Annotated in this window: 17 protein-coding genes and 1 pseudogene; 6 read left to right on the top strand and 12 right to left on the bottom strand. The window is 63.0% G+C overall.

Translation table 11 applies throughout. The features are described from left to right. Positions 1-329: 329 nt before the first annotated feature. Positions 330-1,835, top strand: a complete 1,506-nt coding sequence (gene ccoG / locus ACVIJ6_RS21070; RefSeq protein WP_456774266.1) for a cytochrome c oxidase accessory protein CcoG — start codon at positions 330-332, stop codon at positions 1,833-1,835. A gap of 8 nt (positions 1,836-1,843) precedes the next feature. Here ccoG and ACVIJ6_RS21075 read toward each other — a convergent pair whose 3' ends face one another. Further along, positions 1,844-2,782 carry an acetamidase/formamidase family protein gene (locus ACVIJ6_RS21075; RefSeq protein ID WP_456774267.1) on the bottom strand — a complete coding sequence of 313 codons (939 nt, stop codon included), beginning with the start codon at positions 2,780-2,782 and terminating at the stop codon, positions 1,844-1,846. 307 nt (positions 2,783-3,089) lie between these two features. Here ACVIJ6_RS21075 and ACVIJ6_RS21080 point away from each other — a divergent pair, with 307 nt between their 5' ends. Next, positions 3,090-3,464, top strand: coding sequence for a transposase (locus ACVIJ6_RS21080; protein ID WP_456774268.1), 375 nt, complete (start codon positions 3,090-3,092; stop codon positions 3,462-3,464). A 71-nt stretch (positions 3,465-3,535) separates the two neighbouring features. Here the strand turns inward: ACVIJ6_RS21080 and ACVIJ6_RS21085 are convergent, their stop codons facing one another. The 6 genes and pseudogenes from ACVIJ6_RS21085 to xoxF5 all read right to left on the bottom strand — a co-directional run bounded on the left by ACVIJ6_RS21085 (position 3,536) and on the right by xoxF5 (position 10,872). Next, the gene (locus tag ACVIJ6_RS21085) at positions 3,536-5,869 is read right to left on the bottom strand and encodes a molybdopterin cofactor-binding domain-containing protein (RefSeq protein ID WP_456774269.1); all 2,334 of its coding nucleotides are present in this window, start codon (positions 5,867-5,869) and stop codon (positions 3,536-3,538) included. A gap of 2 nt (positions 5,870-5,871) precedes the next feature. Further along, the gene (locus tag ACVIJ6_RS21090; protein WP_012045862.1) at positions 5,872-6,324 is read right to left on the bottom strand and encodes a (2Fe-2S)-binding protein; all 453 of its coding nucleotides are present in this window, start codon (positions 6,322-6,324) and stop codon (positions 5,872-5,874) included. A gap of 359 nt (positions 6,325-6,683) precedes the next feature. Beyond that, positions 6,684-7,247, bottom strand: coding sequence for an S-(hydroxymethyl)glutathione synthase (gene gfa / locus ACVIJ6_RS21095; protein ID WP_456774270.1), 564 nt, complete (start codon positions 7,245-7,247; stop codon positions 6,684-6,686). A gap of 33 nt (positions 7,248-7,280) precedes the next feature. Beyond that, positions 7,281-8,390: an S-(hydroxymethyl)glutathione dehydrogenase/class III alcohol dehydrogenase gene (locus ACVIJ6_RS21100; RefSeq protein ID WP_012045860.1), complete on the bottom strand. Its 1,110-nt coding sequence runs from the start codon at positions 8,388-8,390 to the stop codon at positions 7,281-7,283. A gap of 66 nt (positions 8,391-8,456) precedes the next feature. Beyond that, positions 8,457-8,936 (bottom strand): c-type cytochrome, methanol metabolism-related, encoded by a 480-nt coding sequence (locus ACVIJ6_RS21105; RefSeq protein WP_012045859.1) that lies wholly within the window; start codon positions 8,934-8,936, stop codon positions 8,457-8,459. A gap of 129 nt (positions 8,937-9,065) precedes the next feature. After that, positions 9,066-10,872: pseudogene (gene xoxF5, locus ACVIJ6_RS21110) on the bottom strand (lanthanide-dependent methanol dehydrogenase XoxF5). A 406-nt stretch (positions 10,873-11,278) separates the two neighbouring features. Between xoxF5 and ACVIJ6_RS21115 the strand changes: the two are divergent. Further along, positions 11,279-12,226 (top strand): helix-turn-helix domain-containing protein, encoded by a 948-nt coding sequence (locus tag ACVIJ6_RS21115; RefSeq protein ID WP_172235756.1) that lies wholly within the window; start codon positions 11,279-11,281, stop codon positions 12,224-12,226. 20 nt (positions 12,227-12,246) lie between these two features. On the opposite strand, the gene ACVIJ6_RS21120 is transcribed toward ACVIJ6_RS21115, so the two are convergent. Genes ACVIJ6_RS21120 through ACVIJ6_RS21130 form a run of 3 tightly spaced genes read right to left on the bottom strand, consistent with a single transcriptional unit; the run spans position 12,247 to position 15,209 of the window. Further along, positions 12,247-13,185 carry a substrate-binding periplasmic protein gene (locus ACVIJ6_RS21120; protein WP_456774271.1) on the bottom strand — a complete coding sequence of 313 codons (939 nt, stop codon included), beginning with the start codon at positions 13,183-13,185 and terminating at the stop codon, positions 12,247-12,249. Next, positions 13,182-13,520, bottom strand: coding sequence for a c-type cytochrome (locus ACVIJ6_RS21125; protein WP_456774272.1), 339 nt, complete (start codon positions 13,518-13,520; stop codon positions 13,182-13,184). The genes ACVIJ6_RS21120 and ACVIJ6_RS21125 overlap by 4 nt, the downstream gene beginning before the upstream one ends. Positions 13,521-13,544: 24 nt before the next feature. Then, positions 13,545-15,209: a methanol/ethanol family PQQ-dependent dehydrogenase gene (locus ACVIJ6_RS21130; RefSeq protein ID WP_456774273.1), complete on the bottom strand. Its 1,665-nt coding sequence runs from the start codon at positions 15,207-15,209 to the stop codon at positions 13,545-13,547. 263 nt (positions 15,210-15,472) lie between these two features. Here ACVIJ6_RS21130 and ACVIJ6_RS21135 point away from each other — a divergent pair, with 263 nt between their 5' ends. Together ACVIJ6_RS21135 and pqqA are read left to right on the top strand one after the other, a co-directional pair. Beyond that, the gene (locus tag ACVIJ6_RS21135) at positions 15,473-15,865 is read left to right on the top strand and encodes a hypothetical protein (protein ID WP_456774274.1); all 393 of its coding nucleotides are present in this window, start codon (positions 15,473-15,475) and stop codon (positions 15,863-15,865) included. 355 nt (positions 15,866-16,220) lie between these two features. Further along, positions 16,221-16,301, top strand: coding sequence for a pyrroloquinoline quinone precursor peptide PqqA (gene pqqA, locus ACVIJ6_RS21140; protein ID WP_009031067.1), 81 nt, complete (start codon positions 16,221-16,223; stop codon positions 16,299-16,301). Between the two features lie 296 nt (positions 16,302-16,597). On the opposite strand, the gene ACVIJ6_RS21145 is transcribed toward pqqA, so the two are convergent. Continuing rightward, the gene (locus tag ACVIJ6_RS21145) at positions 16,598-16,906 is read right to left on the bottom strand and encodes an EthD family reductase (protein WP_012045851.1); all 309 of its coding nucleotides are present in this window, start codon (positions 16,904-16,906) and stop codon (positions 16,598-16,600) included. Positions 16,907-17,116: 210 nt separating this feature from the next. On the opposite strand from ACVIJ6_RS21145, the gene ACVIJ6_RS21150 reads away from it, so the two are divergent. Beyond that, positions 17,117-17,329 carry a hypothetical protein gene (locus ACVIJ6_RS21150; protein ID WP_012045850.1) on the top strand — a complete coding sequence of 71 codons (213 nt, stop codon included), beginning with the start codon at positions 17,117-17,119 and terminating at the stop codon, positions 17,327-17,329. A 22-nt stretch (positions 17,330-17,351) separates the two neighbouring features. On the opposite strand, the gene ACVIJ6_RS21155 is transcribed toward ACVIJ6_RS21150, so the two are convergent. After that, complete coding sequence (locus ACVIJ6_RS21155; RefSeq protein ID WP_456774275.1) at positions 17,352-17,702, bottom strand: hypothetical protein; 351 nt, start codon at positions 17,700-17,702, stop codon at positions 17,352-17,354.

The raw sequence follows: 17,702 nt of genomic DNA on the forward strand, positions 1-17,702 counted from the left end.
AGAGAAAGATTCGCAGCACATTCCGCCTTCATCCTGAGGAGCGCGCCGAAGGCGCGCGTCTCGAAGGATGGCCAGAGGTTCCGGCGCGGCAGCATGCGAGCGCTTCGAGGCTACCTGAGAGGGCGGCAGGCACGATCATCCCGCCGGATGGTGCGCCTGCCGCCGTGGCACTCGCGGTGCCGTGCCCCTCATCGCCTGTTGCGTGCCGGCCATCGTTGTTCCCGCGCAAACAGCCGCTGCCACATGTTCGCAAAGTTGTGGCCCGACAAAGAGCCTTCGGACACCGCCGCCTATCGTCGCCTGCAACAGGCAAGCGAACGAGGGCAGACGTGGCCATCACCATCGAGATCGATCACGCCAGGGCGCGCCGCGCCGCGCAGGGGCAGATCCAAGGCCAGGTTCGGGACCAAGTCCAGGGCAGGGCCAAGGCGCAGGCGCGTATTCCCCAGCGATCGCCGCGCATGGCGGGCGGTCCCGTGGTTCCGCAGGGCGTCAAGGGACCGATCCGCCGCCTGAAATGGCTGATCCTCGCGCTCACGCTCGGGGTTTACTACGTCACGCCGTTCCTGCGCTGGAACCGTGGGCCGAATGCGCCGGATCAGGCCGTGCTGCTCGACTTCGCGCATGGCCGGCTCTATCTCGGCCCCGCCGAGATCTGGCCGCAGGATCTCTATCTCATCACGGCGGCGATGCTGCTGGCGACGTTGATCCTCGTCCTGGTGAATGCGCTGGCCGGCCGCCTGTGGTGCGGCTTCGCCTGCCCGCAGACGGTGTGGACCGATCTGTTCCTGCTGGTCGAGCGGCTGGTCGAAGGCGATCGCCGGCAGCGGCTGAAGAATATCGGCGCGCCGTTCAGCGCGAAGCGGGTCGTGCAGATCGCCACCAAGCACGCCTTGTGGATCGCGATCGCGCTCGGCACCGGCGGCACCTTGATCTTCTACTTCACCGACGCGCCGGAGCTGGTGCGCGATGTCATCCATGGCGAGATGTCGCCGACCGCGCTGACCTGGACGCTGGTGTTCGCCGGCACGACCTATGGCCTGGCCGGCTTTGCGCGCGAGCAGGTCTGCACCTTCATGTGCCCGTGGCCGCGCCTGCAGGGCGCGATCTGGGATCCCGAAGCCTTCACCGTGAATTACCGCGACTATCGCGGCGAGACCCGGATGTCGGTGAAGAAGGCCGCCGAGGCCCGCTCGCAGGGGCTGCCGGCCGGCGACTGCGTCGATTGCGGCGCCTGCGTCGCGGTCTGCCCGATCGGCATCGACATTCGCCAGGGGCCGAATTTCGCCTGCATCAATTGCGGCCTCTGCGTCGATGCCTGCGATGGCGTGATGGCAAGGCTCGACCGTCCGCGCGGCCTGATCGACTACGAAAGCTGGGACAATATCGAGCGCGGCCGCGCGGGCCAGCCGCGTGTGTCGCGGCTGCTGCGGCCGAAGACGGTCGGGCTCGCGCTCGCCTGCGTCGCGCTGGCCGGCATCATCGCGGTGTCGTTCGTGACCAAGACCACCGCCGTGCTCTCGGTGCAGCACGATCGCGATCCGATGTCGGTGCGGCTGTCGGATGGGTCGGTGCGCAACGCCTACACGGTCAAGCTGCTCAACAAGTCGGTGGCCGTGCAGAGTTTCACGCTCGGCATCAGCGGTGTCGATGCGACGCTCGCGATTGTCGGACACGCGACGGCGGATGCGATCACGGTCGAGCCTGACGGCTCCGAGACCCTGCGCGTGACGCTGACCATGCCCGAGCCGCGCGAGGTCGACGTCACCTTCGAGGCGGTCGATGCCAACGGGCAGGTCGTGCTGACCGCGCACGACCGCTTCATCGACCGGTAGAGGAGGGACTAGAGATAGGCCTTCGGCAGCAGCATGTGGATGCCCTTGTTGCCGTCGACCAGTTGGGTCACGCGCAGATTGCCGGCCAGCGAGCACAGCATATAGGCCTGATTGCGCGACAGGTTGGTGCGGGCGCAGACATGCTTGACCATCTCGCGCACCGCCTGCTTGGCGGCGTCGTCGAGATCCTCGTCGAGGCCGATCGACATTAGGTGCGTCGCGTTCTCGGCGAAGGGCCAGGTGATGTCCATGTCCTTGCGCACGGTGAGCCGGAAGGTGCCGGTGACGCCGGTCTCGAGCGCGGTGATGCAGACCTCGCCGTCGCCCTGCACGCCATGGCCGTCGCCGGCGAAGAACAATGCGCCCTCGTTGAACACCGGCAGATACAGCGTCGTGCCTGGCCGCAGCTCCTTGTTGTCCATGTTGCCGCCGAAGCTGCGCGGCACCGGCGAGCCGCATCGCCCCCAGGCCGACGGCGGCGCGGTCGCGATGATGCCGAAGAACGGATCGAGCGCGATCTCGGTGCCCCAGGGCATGATGCAGACCTGGCGCGCGTGATCGACCTTCGGGTGGATCGTCTCGTAGTCGGTGAACTCGTCGGGCAGGGTGCCGAGCAAAGGCAGAATCGAGACGAAGCCCCAGTCCTGGCTGACCTTGACGTCGAGGATGTCGACCTGGAGCGTATCACCGGGCTGCGCACCCTTCACATGGACGGGGCCGGTGATGAAATGCGGGCCCGGCCCCTGGATCAGGGTGTCGAGCGCGGTGAGATAGGCGGGGGGAACGATGCTGCGGTCCTCGGGAAGGGTCTCCTTGCCACCGGCCGGAAAGGAGTGCAGCGTCACGGTGTCGCCGGAGGCGATTTCGAGCACCGGTGGCGTCGTGCTGTCGAAATAGCCCCACACCATGCTCTCATGCGTGGCGGGAATTTCGTGGCGTCTGGACATGGGCTGCCTCCGTGGGGCGCGGGTCTGCGCTGCGATTTCAAGGCAGGATGTCGCGGCCGGCAATGCCAAAAACTGTTCAGCCTTGCTCAGCGTCCCGGCAGATCAGCTCGGTTCCCTTCGCTCGTGTCAATTTTGCCAATGGTCATGGAGCCGCTGTCGGGGCGCGACGAGCTCATGCTGTCCCGCCTCGTCGCCGTCGCGACGCGCGGACACGTCGGGCGGTCGCGAGGCGGATGCGCGGGGCGCCTATCAAGCTCATGGAATCCATGCGAGAATGCCGCCAACGGCAGCGCAGGGGGGCCTGAGCATGCGACGTTGTCAGCACACCGCGCACGAGATTCTGGTTCTGCTGGGCGAGGCGGAGTCGGGCGTGCCGATTGCCGAAATTTGCAGCACGGCGGGCGTCTCGCTGCGCACCTTCTATCGCTGGCGCCAGCGCTATGGCCGCCTCAGCAGTCCTGCCCTGCGTCGTTTGAAGGAGCTGGAGATCGAGAACCAGCGACTGCGCGCGCTGGTGACCAAGCTCGTCGACGCCCGGCCGACCTCGGCACGCGCCGACAACCCTGCCCCGCGGCCGCTGCGCCAGGATTGCGGCAGTACGCCTCACGGCGTGGCCGGTGCGCCGGGACAGGCGCGCGGCGCCGTCATTGGCCGCTATGCCTCGGTGCGCTACGGGCGCTGATCTTTCGTGGCTCTACTGCTGGGATTATCGGCCGGATCGCTCCGGCCGATGAGATTGTGAGGTCGATCAGCTCACGTGGCGAGCTGATTGCCGATCGGCAGCGCGCGCAGACGCTTGCCGGTGGCGGCAAAGATCGCGTTGGCGAGCGCCGGCGCGAACGGCGGCACGCCCGGCTCGCCGACGCCGCTCGGCGGCGTGTCGGCATCGGCGGGCACGATGTGCACGTTGGTGACCACCGGCGCCTCGTCGATCCGGACCACCGGATGGTCGTCGAAATTGCGCTGCTGCACCCGGCCGTTCTTGAAGCTGACCTCGCCATATTTGGCGAGGCTGAGCCCCATGATTGCCGCCCCCTCGAGCTGCGACTGGATGCGCTCGGGATTGACGAAGGTACCGCAGTCGATGGCGCTGTCGACCTGGTGCACCGTCAGCTTGCCCTTATCGTCGACCGACACCTCCACGATGGTGGCGATGTAGCTGACGAAGCTGCGATGCGCGGCGATGCCGAGGCCATGGCCCTTGGGAAGCGAGCGGCCCCAATTGCCCTTCTCGGCGACGAACTCGACGACGCGGCGCAGCCGCCCGGTATCGATCGGATAGCTCTCATAGGGCTCGCCGTAATTCCAGAGATCCTTCACCGAGGCGAGTTTGACGACCCGCGGCGTGCCGATCAGCTCCAGCAGCATGTCCTTCTGGTCGCGGCCGGTGGCGTGCGCGAGCTCGCCGACCATCGACTGCACGGCGAAGGCCCGCGGGATGTTCGAGACCGAGCGGAACCAGCCGATGCGGGTCATCGCCTTGGCGGCCGGGTTCTCGCATTGAATGTTGGCGATCTCGAACGGCATGTCGACAAGGCCCATGCCGAGCTCGAACGGCGCGGCGTGGTCGGCCCCGGCGGCGAAGGTCGACAGGATCGTCGGCGCGACGCTGCGATGACGCCAGGCGACGACCTTGCCGCTCTTGTCGAGCCCGGCCTCGATCCGCTCGACCGAGACCGTGTGCAGGAAGTCGTGCTGGATGTCGTCGTCACGCGTCCACTGCACCTTGACCGGCACGCCCAAAGTCTTGGAGAGCAGGGCCGCTTCGAGCGCGAAGTCGCATTTCGATTTGCGCCCGAACCCGCCGCCGAGCAAGGTGACGTTGACGGTCACGTTCTCCGGCGGAATCTGCAGCGTCTTGGCGACGTCCTCGCGGGTGCCGCCGGGGCTCTGCACTGGCGCCCAGATCTCGGCCTTGTCGCCCTTGACGTCGGCCACCGCCACCGGTGGCTCCATGCTGGCATGGGCGAAGTGCGGCAGGTAGTACTCGCCGGTGATGACTTTGTCGGCCGACTTCAGCGCGGCCTCGACATCACCCTCCTGGCGCACGACGAGACCCGGCTGGCGCGCGGCGGATTCAAGCTCGGCGCGATAGGCGACTGAATCGTAGGCCGCATTGGGGCCGTCGTCCCACTCCACTTTGAGCGCGTCGCGGCCCTTGATCGCAGCCCCGGTGTTGCGCGCGATCACAGCGACGCCGCCGAGCGGCTGGAACTTCGACGGCCACGGCCAGCCCTTGACCTCGAGGACCTGTTCGACGCCAGGGACCTTCAAGGCATCGGCCGAGTCGAACGACTTCACCTTGCCGCCGGTCACCGGCGGCCGGGCGATGACGGCGTATTTCATGCCAGGCAGGCGGACATCGGCGCCGTAACGCGCCTTGCCGACGGTGATGTCGTGCAGATCGACGATGCTGACCTGACCCTTGCCGAGATAGCGAAAGTCCTTCGGCGACTTCAGCTGCACGCTGTCGACGGCGGGGACCGGCTGATTGGCCGCGTCGGCTGCAAGTTCTCCGAAGCCGAGGCGCTTGCCGCTGCCGCTGTGCACGACCTCGTGGTTGACGGCCTTCACCTCGCTTGCGGGCACGCCGAGCCGCTTGGCGGCGGCGGCTTCGAGCATCGCGCGCGCCATGGCGCCGATCTGGCGCATCGGTAGCAGGTAATGCCGCGTGCTGCGCGAGCCGTCGGTGTCCTGGTTGCCGAACTTCACTTCGTCGCCGGGCGCCTGCACGACGCGCACTTTCGTCCAGTCGGCCTCCATTTCCTCCGCCACGATCAGCGGCAGGCTGGTGCGCACGCCGGTGCCCATCTCGGAGCGATGTGCGAGGATGGAGACGATGCCGTCAGGCGCGATCGACACGAAGATCTTGGGATCGACCACCGTGCCATGCGGCATCTTGCCGGCGCCGGTCTCATAGGCGGCGAAGGCCGGCCGCGACAGCAGGGGGGCGGCGAGCACGAAGCCGCCGGCCAGGCCCAGCGTCTGCAGGATGGCGCGGCGGGAAACGTTCTCGACCTTCAGATGCCGCTCGAAGCCGCGGCGCGAGGCGGATGTTGCGCTGTCGGGATTTGCGATGATGGTCATGATCACACTCCCGTCGAGGCAAGATGAACCGCGTTTTCGATGCGCTGATAGCAGCCGCAGCGACAGATGTTGCCGGACATCGCGTCCCTGATCTGGTCATGCGACGGCTTCGGATTCTGGTTGAGCAGCGCGGCCGCCTGCATGATCTGCCCGGCCTGGCAGAAGCCGCATTGCGGCACGTTGACCTGTCGCCACGCCTTCTGCACCGGATGGTCGCCGGTCGGATGCAGGCCTTCGATGGTCGTGACCTCGCGCCCCGCCACGTCCGAAATCGCAGTGATGCAGGCGCGCGCAGCTTCCTTGTCGACCATCACGGTGCAGGCACCGCACAGCGCCTGGCCGCAGCCATATTTGCTGCCGGTCAGGCCCAGCTCATCGCGCAGATACCACAGCAGCGGCAGGCTCGGATCGCCATCCCAGCTCTGCTCCTGCCCATTGATTTTCACCTTGATCATGTTCGCCCTCGCTCTGTCGGACCAATGGTCGTCAGTTCTGATCTCTGGTGGACGCGCGCGGGACCACATGTCCCTGCTGCGCGCGCCGGTTTGATTGAGAATTGTCGGAGAACGACTCATGATAGCAGACCGGGATGGGCGTCGGTCTACACAGGCGCGTGTGTTATCAGAGCAGGCGGCGGCAGGGTGTGCAGCGCGCTGCAATGCAAACGTGGAACATCAAGCGATGTATCGCCGCAAGGCGCGGTCGCGGGTTCAAAACGACGGCAGAAAAAAATGCCTCGCCGGCGTGGGGCAGGCGAGGCACCAAGTCTTCAGGAAGGAACGCTTCAGTTCATACGCTTGGTCTGTTGCGGCCGTCAGGCCGCCTTTGCTTTCGCCACATGGGTGGCAATCGCATCCATGAGAGCCGGCGACAGGCAGTCATAGGGCTCCAGCCCCAGTTCCTTCAGCCGAGCCCGAATCTCGCCCATCTGCTCCGGCTTCACGCCCGACTCGATCACCGACGAGACGAAGGCGGCAAAGCCCGGCGCTGCCGAACCCTGCTCCTGGAACAGTTCGGGATGGATGAAGTCGAGGCCGTAGAACGGATGACCCGTATTCTCGATCCGCCCGTACATGTGCGTGCCGCAGCCGGTGCAGGCATAGCGCTGGATGACGGCGGAGGGATCGACGATCTTGAGCTTGTCGCCGTTCTCCAGAACCGTGACGTTCTGCCGAGGCACGACAGCGACGACGGAGAAGGTTGCGCCCGAAGGCTTCCAGCACTTGGTGCAGCCGCAGGCGTGGTTGTGGGCGACGTCGCCCTTAACGGCGACCTTCACCGGCCGGTCGTGGCACTTGCAGACCAGCGTGCCGCCGGCGAAGTGGCCGCTTCCCTGTTTGACGCCGTTATCAACGGATGGATGGATGTGGACAGTCATGGCGTAATCCTCCTCATGTTTGCGTGCTTGGGGTCAGAACACGACGACGGAACGGATCGATTTGCCCTCATGCATCAGGTCGAAGCCTTTATTGATCTCTTCGAGCTTGAGCGTGTGGGTGATCATCGGGTCGATTTCGATCTTCCCGTTCATGTACCAGTCGACGATCTTGGGGACGTCGGTGCGCCCACGCGCGCCGCCGAACGCAGTGCCCTTCCAGACGCGCCCGGTGACGAGCTGGAATGGGCGGGTGGAGATTTCCTTGCCAGCCTCGGCGACGCCGATGATGATCGATTCGCCCCAGCCGCGGTGGCAGGCTTCGAGCGCTTGGCGCATCACGGTGGTGTTGCCGGTGCAGTCGAAGGTGTAGTCGGCGCCGCCATCGGTGAGCGCGACCAGATGCTGAACAATGTCGCCGGTGACCTTCTTCGGGTTGACGAAGTGGGTCATGCCGAAGCGACGGCCCCATTCTTCCTTGCCGTCATTGAGGTCGACGCCGATGATCTTGTCGGCACCCGCCATCTTCGCGCCCTGGATGACGTTGAGGCCGATGCCACCGAGACCGAACACGATCACGTTCGAGCCCGGCTCCACCTTCGCCGTGTTGACGACCGCACCGACACCGGTGGTGACGCCGCAGCCGATATAGCAGCTCTTGTCGAACGGCGCGTCCTCGCGGATCTTCGCCACCGCAATCTCCGGCAGCACCGTGAAGTTGGAGAAGGTCGAGCAGCCCATGTAATGGTAGATGGTCTGACCCTTGTAGCTGAAGCGCGAGGTGCCGTCCGGCATCAAGCCCTTGCCCTGCGTCGCGCGAATTGCGGTGCAGAGATTGGTCTTGCGGCTGAGGCAGCTCTTGCACTGGCGGCACTCCGGTGTGTACAGCGGAATGACATGATCGCCAGGCTTGACCGAGGTCACGCCGGGACCGACCTCGCGCACGATGCCGGCGCCCTCATGGCCGAGGATCGACGGGAAGATGCCTTCGCTGTCGAAACCATCCAGCGTATAGGCATCCGTGTGGCAGATGCCGGTCGCCTTGATTTCGACCAGCACTTCACCGGCCTTCGGTCCTTCGAGGTCAACCTCGACGATCTCCAGCGGTTTCTTGGCTTCGAAAGCGACCGCGGCGCGCGTCTTCATGTCTTAAACTCCTGTTTCATTCTCTTGAGCCCGCGATGCTGCCCAGCTCGCGGACCCCGTCGTCAGTCATTTCTTGCCCATGCAGGAGTTTTCCGCTTCCGTATAGGCTGGCGGCTTGTCCTCGTGCTTGGCCGGGCGAACGCGACCCACCGCGTCATTGCTGCGGGCGCGCAGGTAGATGTAGAGATCGTCCATGTAGCAGGCCACGTTCGGGTTGTCGCCGAACGCGGGCATGACGTTCTCCTGGGCCGTGCTGATGTTCTTGCGGCCGCTCGCGACGACGCCAAGGAAATCGCCATAACTCATGTTCTTGACCGAATCCTTCAGCGCAGGCGCATAAGTCGATCCCATGCCGTCGGGCCCGTGACAGACGTGGCATTCGGAGTGGTAGCGGCGGTATCCGGAGTAGGTGTACCAATCGACCGATCCGTCGGCGGTCACCTTGTAGGTCGGATTCCCATCCTTATCGAAATACTTCCCATCTTCGGACTTCACGGCCGTCGCGTCGCCCGGGGCTTCCGCCCAGGCTTTTTCGACGACAGTCATTCCGCCGGCTGCCAGGCTCAAAGCCGTGGCGGCCGCAAACCAGATCTTACGCAAGGGCGTCTTCCCTTAATTTTGGGGGTAGCGAACCGGCGCATGGACATGTCCATGCGCCGGAAGCAGACCGTCAGCTCACTGTTGCGGGAGCGAGAACACGGTGAGCGTGCCGCCGAGCGCGGTGTAGTTGCTCAGCGCTGCGTAGCCACCGACCGCACCGAGACCGGCGGTCGGATCCGTCAGGCCCGCCGCAAGACCGATGCCGGCCCAGCCACCGACACCCGAGAGCACGGCGACATACTGCTTGCCGCCGTTCTCATAGGTCGTGACGTTGCCGATGATGCCGGACGGAGTCTTGAACTTGTAGAGTTCCTTGCCCGTCTTGGCATCGACAGCCTTGAGGTAGCCTTCCAGCGTTCCGTAGAACACCACGCCGCCAGCGGTTGCGAGCGCACCCGACCAGACCGAGAACGGCTCCTTGTTCGACCAGGCGATCTTGCCGGTCTTGCCGTCCCAGGCGATGAAGTTGCCCATATGGCTCTCACCCGGAGGCGGATACATCGACAGCGTCGCGCCGACATAGGGCTGACCTGCGGTGTAGCTCACCTTGAAGGGCTCGTAGTCCATGCAGACGTGGTTGGTCGGCACATAGAACAGCTGCGTGTCCGGAGAGTAGGCGGCGGGCTGTTCGTCCTTGGTGCCGAGCGCGGCGGGGCAGATGCCCTTGGTGTTGACGTCTTCGCCCTGCTTGTCGGTCGAGTATTGATCGACCACCTTCGGACGTCCGTAGGTCGCAGAGTTCTTGTCCATGTCGACGCCGGTGGTCCAGTTCACCTTCGGGTCGTACTTCTCGGCGACCAGCAACTCGCCATTGGTGCGATCGAGGGTGTAGGCGAGGCCGTTACGATCGAAGTGGGTCAGGAGCTTGCGCGGCTGGCCGTTGATCGCCTGGTCCGACAGGATCATCTCGTTGACGCCGTCATAGTCCCACTCATCGTGGGGCGTCATCTGATAGACCCACTTCGCCACGCCGGTATCGGCCGCACGCGCGAAGATCGTCATCGACCACTTGTTGTCACCGGGACGCTGCTTCGGATTCCAGGTCGACGGGTTGCCCGAGCCGTAATACACCATGTCGAGCTGCGGATCATAGGAGATCCAGCCCCAGGTGCAGCCGCCGCCGGTCTTCCACTGATCGCCCTGCCAGGTCTTCAGGCTCGAGTCCTTGCCCACCGGCTTGCCGAGCGCGGTGGTGTTGGCATCGAACAGGATCTGGTCATCCGGACCTTCGGAGTAGGCTTTCCAGACCTGCTTGCCGCTCTTGATGTCGTAAGCGGTCATGCTGCACTGGACGCCGAACTCACCGCCGGAGGTGCCGACCAGGACCTTGTCCTTGACGACGAGCGGCGCGGAGGTGCCGGTCTGGCCCTTGCTCGGATCGCCGTTGATGGCGGTCCAGACGTGCTGGCCGGTCTTGGCGTCGATCGCCACCAGCTTGTCGTCGGCCTGGTGCAGGAAGATCTTGCCGTCACCATAGGCGACGCCGCGATTGACCGTATCGCAGCACATCACCGGAATGACGTTCGGATCCTGCTTCGGCTCGTACCGCCAGACGATCTTGTTGTCCTGCGCCAGATCGATGGCATACACCTTGTTCGGGAACGGGCGTATGCACATACATCATGTTGCCCACGATGAGCGGGCCGCCTTCGTGGCCACGCAGCACGCCGGTGGAGAAGGTCCACGCGACCTGCAGCTTGCCGACGTTCTGGGCGGTGATCTGGTTGAGCTTGGAGTAACGCGTATTGGCGTAGTCTCCTGCCGGCATCACCCAGTCCTTCGGGTTGGCCGACATCTTGACCAGCTCTTCGCTGGCCCATGCGCCACCCGCGGCAAGCGCCGCGACTGACGTCAGACAAGTTGCGAGTAGTACCTTTCGCATCGTCTTTCCTCCCGGGTTCAACTGAGGTTCCGCATTGCGCGGCCCAGTATTCGTTTTCGGCATCATTGATTATCCCCTTCCGGATCGGGAAACTTGCCCAATAGAGAAAAGCGCTTGCTCAAGAGTGAAGCCAACAGAAGATTTTGAAGGAGATTTTGCTTTGCTGGCCCGCAACATGAGGCCCATTCTTGTTGCGTAGCATCAATTTGCAGCACCGTTGTTCCACCGAGGGTTGATGTTTCCCTTGACCTTGCAGACACGAAGGCGGAGGATCACCGGGGACATCTTTGGAACCGATTTGCCGCGCACGCTCGCGCGGCCTTAAAATGGGAGTAATCTGGCTGCAATCTCGTCTGCCGTCCTGCGGCGGACCCGTTGCGTTTCGCTCATGAATCGGTGGATGAATATGTCCGATACGATCCGCTCGCTTAGTACTTCGGGGTTCTCGCCGAAGAGCCAGATCCAACGTTGGTCAGATGCACTGACCGATCTTTGCGGACGTTTCGATATCGACCCGTTGGAGGGGGCGTCATTCGAAGGCCGCATCAATTTCACCACCGTCTCGCGCCTGAAACTCTGTCAGATCGAGGCCAGCCAGCACCGCATCGCACATACCTATGCGCGAGCGCGAGATACGGCACATCCCTACATCAAGATCCTGTTCCAGACCTATGGCGTCTCCTATTTCGAGCAGGATGGCCGGCAGATCGAGATCGGACCGGGCGACTGTCTTGCCTATGATGTCTCGTCGCCGCACACGATCGTCAGCCCCGCGCTGACGCGCCACGATGTCGTCATCGTGCCGAAGGAGTTGCTGCAGGAGCGCGGCTTCCGGTCTGAAAAGATGCCCGCGTACAAATTGTCGGCGCGCAGCGGAACGGGCCGGATCGCGCATGACGTGACGCATGCCGCTTTTGACGAGGCGACTCGGCTGTCGCCCAACTCGGCGGCCAGCGTCGCTGAATCGCTCATCGATCTGTTGTTGTTGCCGTTGCGGGAAGCCGATCGGATGTTGGACCGTGCGGGGCCCGAGGCCGTTTACATCCGGGCGCAAGCCTTCATTCGCGAGCATCTGCGCGATCCGGATCTTTGCATCGACCAGATTTCAGCAGCTCTTGGTTGTACCAAGCGTTACCTTCATATGGTCTTCAGCGATCGCGGCATGACGGTCAGCGATTACATCTGGCGAGCCCGGCTGCAACATTGCCGGCAGGAGCTGGAAACGCAGAGCGGCAAGACCATCACTGATGTTGCGTTCTCATGGGGCTTTTCGAGCTCGTCCCATTTCAGCCGCGTGTTCCGCAAATATTTCGGCGTCGTGCCGTCATCGGTTCACAAGACGGCAGCGCGTTGAGCGTCCAGGCGCGACGCGCTTCAGCGCGCCCCGCTCCGGATGATTTTTTGGAATGTATCGCCGAGAACGATCGGCTCGCGCGCGGGCAGGTAGGTCAATCCTGCTGACCGACCGAGATCGGCCAGAGTTCCGGCGGCTTCGAGGTCCGACAATACTTTGTTTACAGCTGTCAGCAGATCTGACGAACCGGACAGCGCGACATAGCCGCGGTTGACGCCGATTGGATAGTTGTAGCCGGATCCGGCGAGCTTCGTCTCGGGATGAGCGGCCCGATGGGCATCGAAGCGCCGACTGTCGATCAGCGTTGCGTCGAACTTGCCCTGTTCAAGTGCCCCCAACAAATCATCCCGCGTCGGAATCAGATGGGTGATGTCCTCGATCAACCGTCCTTTGTCGAACGTCATCAGGATCGCGTCAGCCAATGTGCCGCTCTCGATTCCGAGGCGCAGCCCAGCGAGATCTCCAATGTCGTTGATTCGGCGCTGTGCTGCCGCAGGTCCGAGAACGACCGTCAGTGTGGAGAATAGATAGGGCTTGCTCGGTATCAAGGCGCCCAGCGGGATGCGGCGCCGGCGATCGTCACGCGTCGCACCATCGAAATCCGGCAGCTTGGCCGTTTTGACGCCGGGTTGGACCAGCCCATCCTGGGTGAAAGCATAGCTGCCGAGCAGCGCGCATCTGCCGTCCGAAAGCAGTGCATTGGCTTCCAGAGCCGGACTGGAATCCTCGTCGAGCTTGCTTTCGAACCATTGGATCTCGAGCTTCTTGCCGAGACGTTCAGCGATCTTCTGCCCCAGGAGAATGTCGAAACCGCGGCCTGGCTGACCGCGATGATGCGCCGAGAGCGGTGGAAGATTTTCGTCCAGACAGATGCGCAGCACGTCGTCAACGGCCGAAGCCGCTGTCGACATTGTTGAAATCATGCAGGCGGCAACCCAACAAGCGAGACGGCGCTTCATTGCGCTCTCCGGCTCGAAACATAGGCCCACAAAGCGGTGATCTCATCATCGCTGAGAATGTCACCCCATGGCGGCATGCGGCCGTTCTTGCCTTGCTTCACGGTGGTCACGAAGCGCGGCTGGTCGTCAGGAAACCGGCGCAAGTCCGGTGTGACCGTGCCGGAGTTCACCATGTTCGGGCCATGGCAATGCGAACATTTCTGCGCGAATGTCGTCTTGCCGAGGTCCACTTGGCCGTGTGCAGCATTGTCATCCTGTTGGGCGAGGGCGGCGGTCGAGAGGATGGTCGAGGTCGCCACGACGGCGGCGAAGGTCGCCGCCGTTCTCATGAACATGTTCTGTCTCACGGGCGTCCAAACTCAGTTCTTGACCGCGAAAACCCACAGCGAGCCGCCCGCCGGCACATTGGCCAGTCGCTCGTCGCCGGAGAACAGGGAATAGACACCGCCATAGCCGGAGGTGACGGCGACGTACTGAACGCCATCCTGCTGCCAGGTGACAGGCTGCCCCTCGATGCCCGAACCGGTTTGGAACTGCCACAGCTTCTTGCCGCTGTCGGCATCAAAGGCCTCGAACTCGCCCGTCAGCTTGCCCGAGAACACGACCCCGCCTGCCGTCGACAGCACGCCCGAGAAGCGCGGAATGTCGCTCGGCTGCTCCCATTTGGTCTTGCCGGTCATGGGATCGATGGCCTTGAGCTGGCCGCGCGGACCTTCCGGCCAATCCCAAAGATCGGTCAGATCCATGCCGAGATACCACTCGCCGGCCTTGTAGGTGGCAGGCTCGGTCTTGTAGTGGCCGCCGAAGACGAGGGTGTTGGCGTAAGCCAATCCGGTCTGCGGATTGAACGACATCGGCTGCCAGTTCTTGCCGCCAAGGATCGACGGATAGACCGTGACCTTCTTGCCCTCGCGCGCATCACGCGTGACATCGGTCTCGACCGGCTTGCCGGTCTTCAGGTCGATGCTGGAGGCCCAGTTGACTTTCACATAGGGGTTGGCAGCCAGCAGCTTGCCGTTGGAGCGATCAAGCACGTAGAAGAAGCCGTTGCGGTTGGCATTCATCAGTACCTTGGTCGGCTTGCCCTCGACGTTCATGTCGGCGAGCACCATCTCCGCGACCGCGTCATAATCGAACGGATTGTTCGGCGAGAACTGGAAGTGCCACTTCATCTTCCCGGTCTTGGGGTCGAGCGCGAGCACCGAGCAGGTGTAGAGATTGTCGCCGGGCCGCACCGCCGCGTTGAACGGGCCGGGGTTGCCGACGCCCCAGAACACGGTGTTCTGCTCGGGATCGTATGAGCCGGTGATCCAGGTTGAGCCGCCGCCCAGTTTCCAGGTGTCGCCCTTCCAGGTGTCGCCGCCGGGCTCGTCCGGAGTAGGAACGGTGTGGGTGCGCCACAAATGCTTGCCCGTGGCGGGATCCCAGCCATCGATGAAGCCGCGGGTCCCGAACTCGGCACCGGAGATACCCGTGATCACGACGCCGTCCGCCACCAGCGGCGCCACGGTCATCGAATAGCCTTCCTTGATGTCGGCGGCCTTCTGGCGCCACAGCTCCTTGCCGGTCTTGGCATCGAGCGCGATCACATTGGCATCGAGCGTTGTGCGGAAGATCTTGCCGTCGAAAAGGGCGGCACCGCGGTTGATGATGCCGCAGCACACGACGCGCGGCGTCTCGGCGGGATAATCGATCTTGCTCTTCCAGATCTGCTTGCCGGTCTTGGCGTCGACGGCCATCGTGGCGTTGTGAGTCGTGACGTAGAGCACGCCCTGATAAACGAGCGGCTGCGACTCCTCGCTGCGGTCATCGGCGAAGCTGTAATTCCACACCGGAACCAGGTTCTTCGCGTTGTCTTTGTTGATCTGCGTGAGCGGGCTGAACCGCTGCAGATTGTAACCCATCCCGTAGTTCAGGACATTTGCCGTATCAGTGGCACCCTTGACCAACTGATCGGCACTCTGCGCGCTTGCACCATGTGATGCAAAGATGGCGAGGCCTGCGGCCAGCGCGATCCGCTTCATTCATTTCCTCCAAGATTTTTGATGCGCGCCTATTCTGACGCTGCGGGAACAACACTCCCCTCGAAATCGGGAAGCGTCAATATGAAAAGGTGGGCAGTAGCCATCGAGAGATCGGGAAACACTCCTCATCCTCTCCGGAAGACGTAGGTAACCCGCTGTTTGTCCAACCAAATACATTGCTGCATCTTGGCACCTCTCTGATGCTGCGCTGCGGCATGAACATTGCTTCTTGACCGCTGCCGGGGCAACAGAGGAGTAGGCGGATGAGACGAACCATCCTTTGGCTCGGAATGCTTTGGTGCCTTTGGGTGAGTGCGAGTGCACGTGATCTCGGCCAATGGGGAGCCGTCGATCCCGCGTTACGTCAGTGGTACGAGGCTTTGATGCAACCGGATGTGCCGACAGCCTCGTGTTGTGGCGAAGCCGATGCCTACTTCGCCGATGAGATCCATGTGCGTGACGGCAAGACCTACGTGACCATCACCGATGACCGTCCGGATGAGCCGCGTGGTCGACCGCACATCGATATCGGGACCGAAATCGAAGTCCCTGCCCACAAATTGAAGTGGGATAAGGGCAATCCGACCGGTCACGGCATCATCTTCCTCAGTCGCAATCGTTACGTGTTCTGTTACGTGCAGCCAGGAGGGGCATGAGAGGAGGAGAGGGGTCCGCCGTCTGCGGCAGGTGAAGCAAGCGTGGGATCGGCGCCTTGAACCGGGGCGCCGCTCGATCCCTGAAATGCATATCGCGCGCAGGCGGTAGAAACCCGGAATGGCTGTGCGTGACTGCGATGTTTGACGTGTACGACCACGTTTCGGCCCACAATCCGGCACGATGTCGGCTGTCCGGCAATGTCGAGACAACTACGAGGCGAGTAAGATGCCTGTCGATTTATATGCTCAGGACTTGTGATTGCAGGCGCCTTGCGTTCCGACAGGCCCGACCCTAGCTTAATCGCCGGCGCGAGCAAGGCGCCAGTCAATGACAGTCTGAACTTGGGAGTTTGAAATGGCCTGGAAGACCCCGAAGATCGTCGAAGTGCCCGTTGGCATGGAGATCAACATGTATGCTTGCGCGGCGCGCAAGTAACGATTAGCGACCCGCCAAGCCACCGGACGTGGTATCCCTTTCGGACTGGCTTGGCGGATCCGTGATTTCCTTGGTCTGTTATTGGCTTGGTTTGTTGTTGCTTTAATTTGTGAAGGACTCGGCCTGTGTTTGCTCAGGCTTGTAGCTCTCTCAGCGGTCTGGGACTGTTCATGAGACCGGCCCAGCAGTTTTGAACTCCTCCTCCGGTCCGCTGGGACGGGCATCTGGACCGAAGAACAATCAACGGCCCAGCGCCCAGACGATCTCCGTTCGCCCAAATGTCCTGTTCGGTTCGCCTAAACGTCTTGGGTGTCGAAGATGTAAAGGTCGACGCCGCCATCGGCGAAATTAGGCAGATCTCCCGCGGCAGCCTTTCCCTCGGCGGAGCCCATGCCCGCCTGCAACGCCTGCATCGAATCGAATGTCAGCGTCGCCACGAGGTGAATGTTGGTGGCTCCCGCCGGTCCATTCACCGGGCCGCGGCTGATGTCGTAGGTCTTGAGGCCAGGAATCTTTTTCGCCAGCGGTACGTGGACATTCATGTAGTGCTTGTCGAATGCTTCGGCGCTCTTCGGGGTCTTGTAGAGCACGAGAACCTTGGGCATCTGCTTCCTCCAAAATCGTTTCTTGAGGTCGATCGACCGTCGCCATTGCAGCCGATCCGCACGCCCGGATCAAGCGCCGGGACCGGATCCGCCGCTTGAAGGTCGCTTCTGCCGCGGTTCCCTCGACAAATTGTGGCGCAAAGAGAAACCGATGCGGCCGGATGTCGTATTTTGAGGTAGTGTGCATCAGGCTTATCGAAGGACCGAGCCATGAGCCCGATAGATCTCGTGATTACCGTCTGCGCGGTGCTCTCGCCGACGACATGCGAAGAGCAACATCTCCATTTCGCCGACGGCGGCGCATCCCTGCAGCAATGTGCGATGAAGGCGCCGCCCTATATCGCGCAATGGATCGGCGAACACCCGAAATGGACCGCGGTGCGCTGGCGCTGCGAGTACCCGCACAGCAACGACAAGGCCTGACGCCGGCTCGCGCGTTGCCTGCCTACTTCGTGCACTCCTTCAAGTCCTTGTCGGCCACCGAGATCACGGCTTCGGCTTTGATGTCGAGGCCGCGTACGATGCATTGGCGGTCGCCGGCATAGCTGACCTTGGCATCATAGCGGCCCGGCTCGACCCCGGTCAGCTTCAGCCGCTCGTCGTGATCGAGTTCCTTGTCCTTGTCGTTCAGCGTCTGATTCGGCCCCCACTTGTTCTCGCCCGCGGGTGAAAGCTGGAAGCCGGTCATCGTTGCTGTCGTCAGATTCCACAGCCGGATGCCCTTGCTCTGCGCGAGCACCGCGACCGGCAGGCTCGACAGAATGGTGATTGCCGTGACGGCAGTTGCGGCTCTCAT

Source organism: Bradyrhizobium sp. USDA 4369 (genome assembly GCF_054056435.1).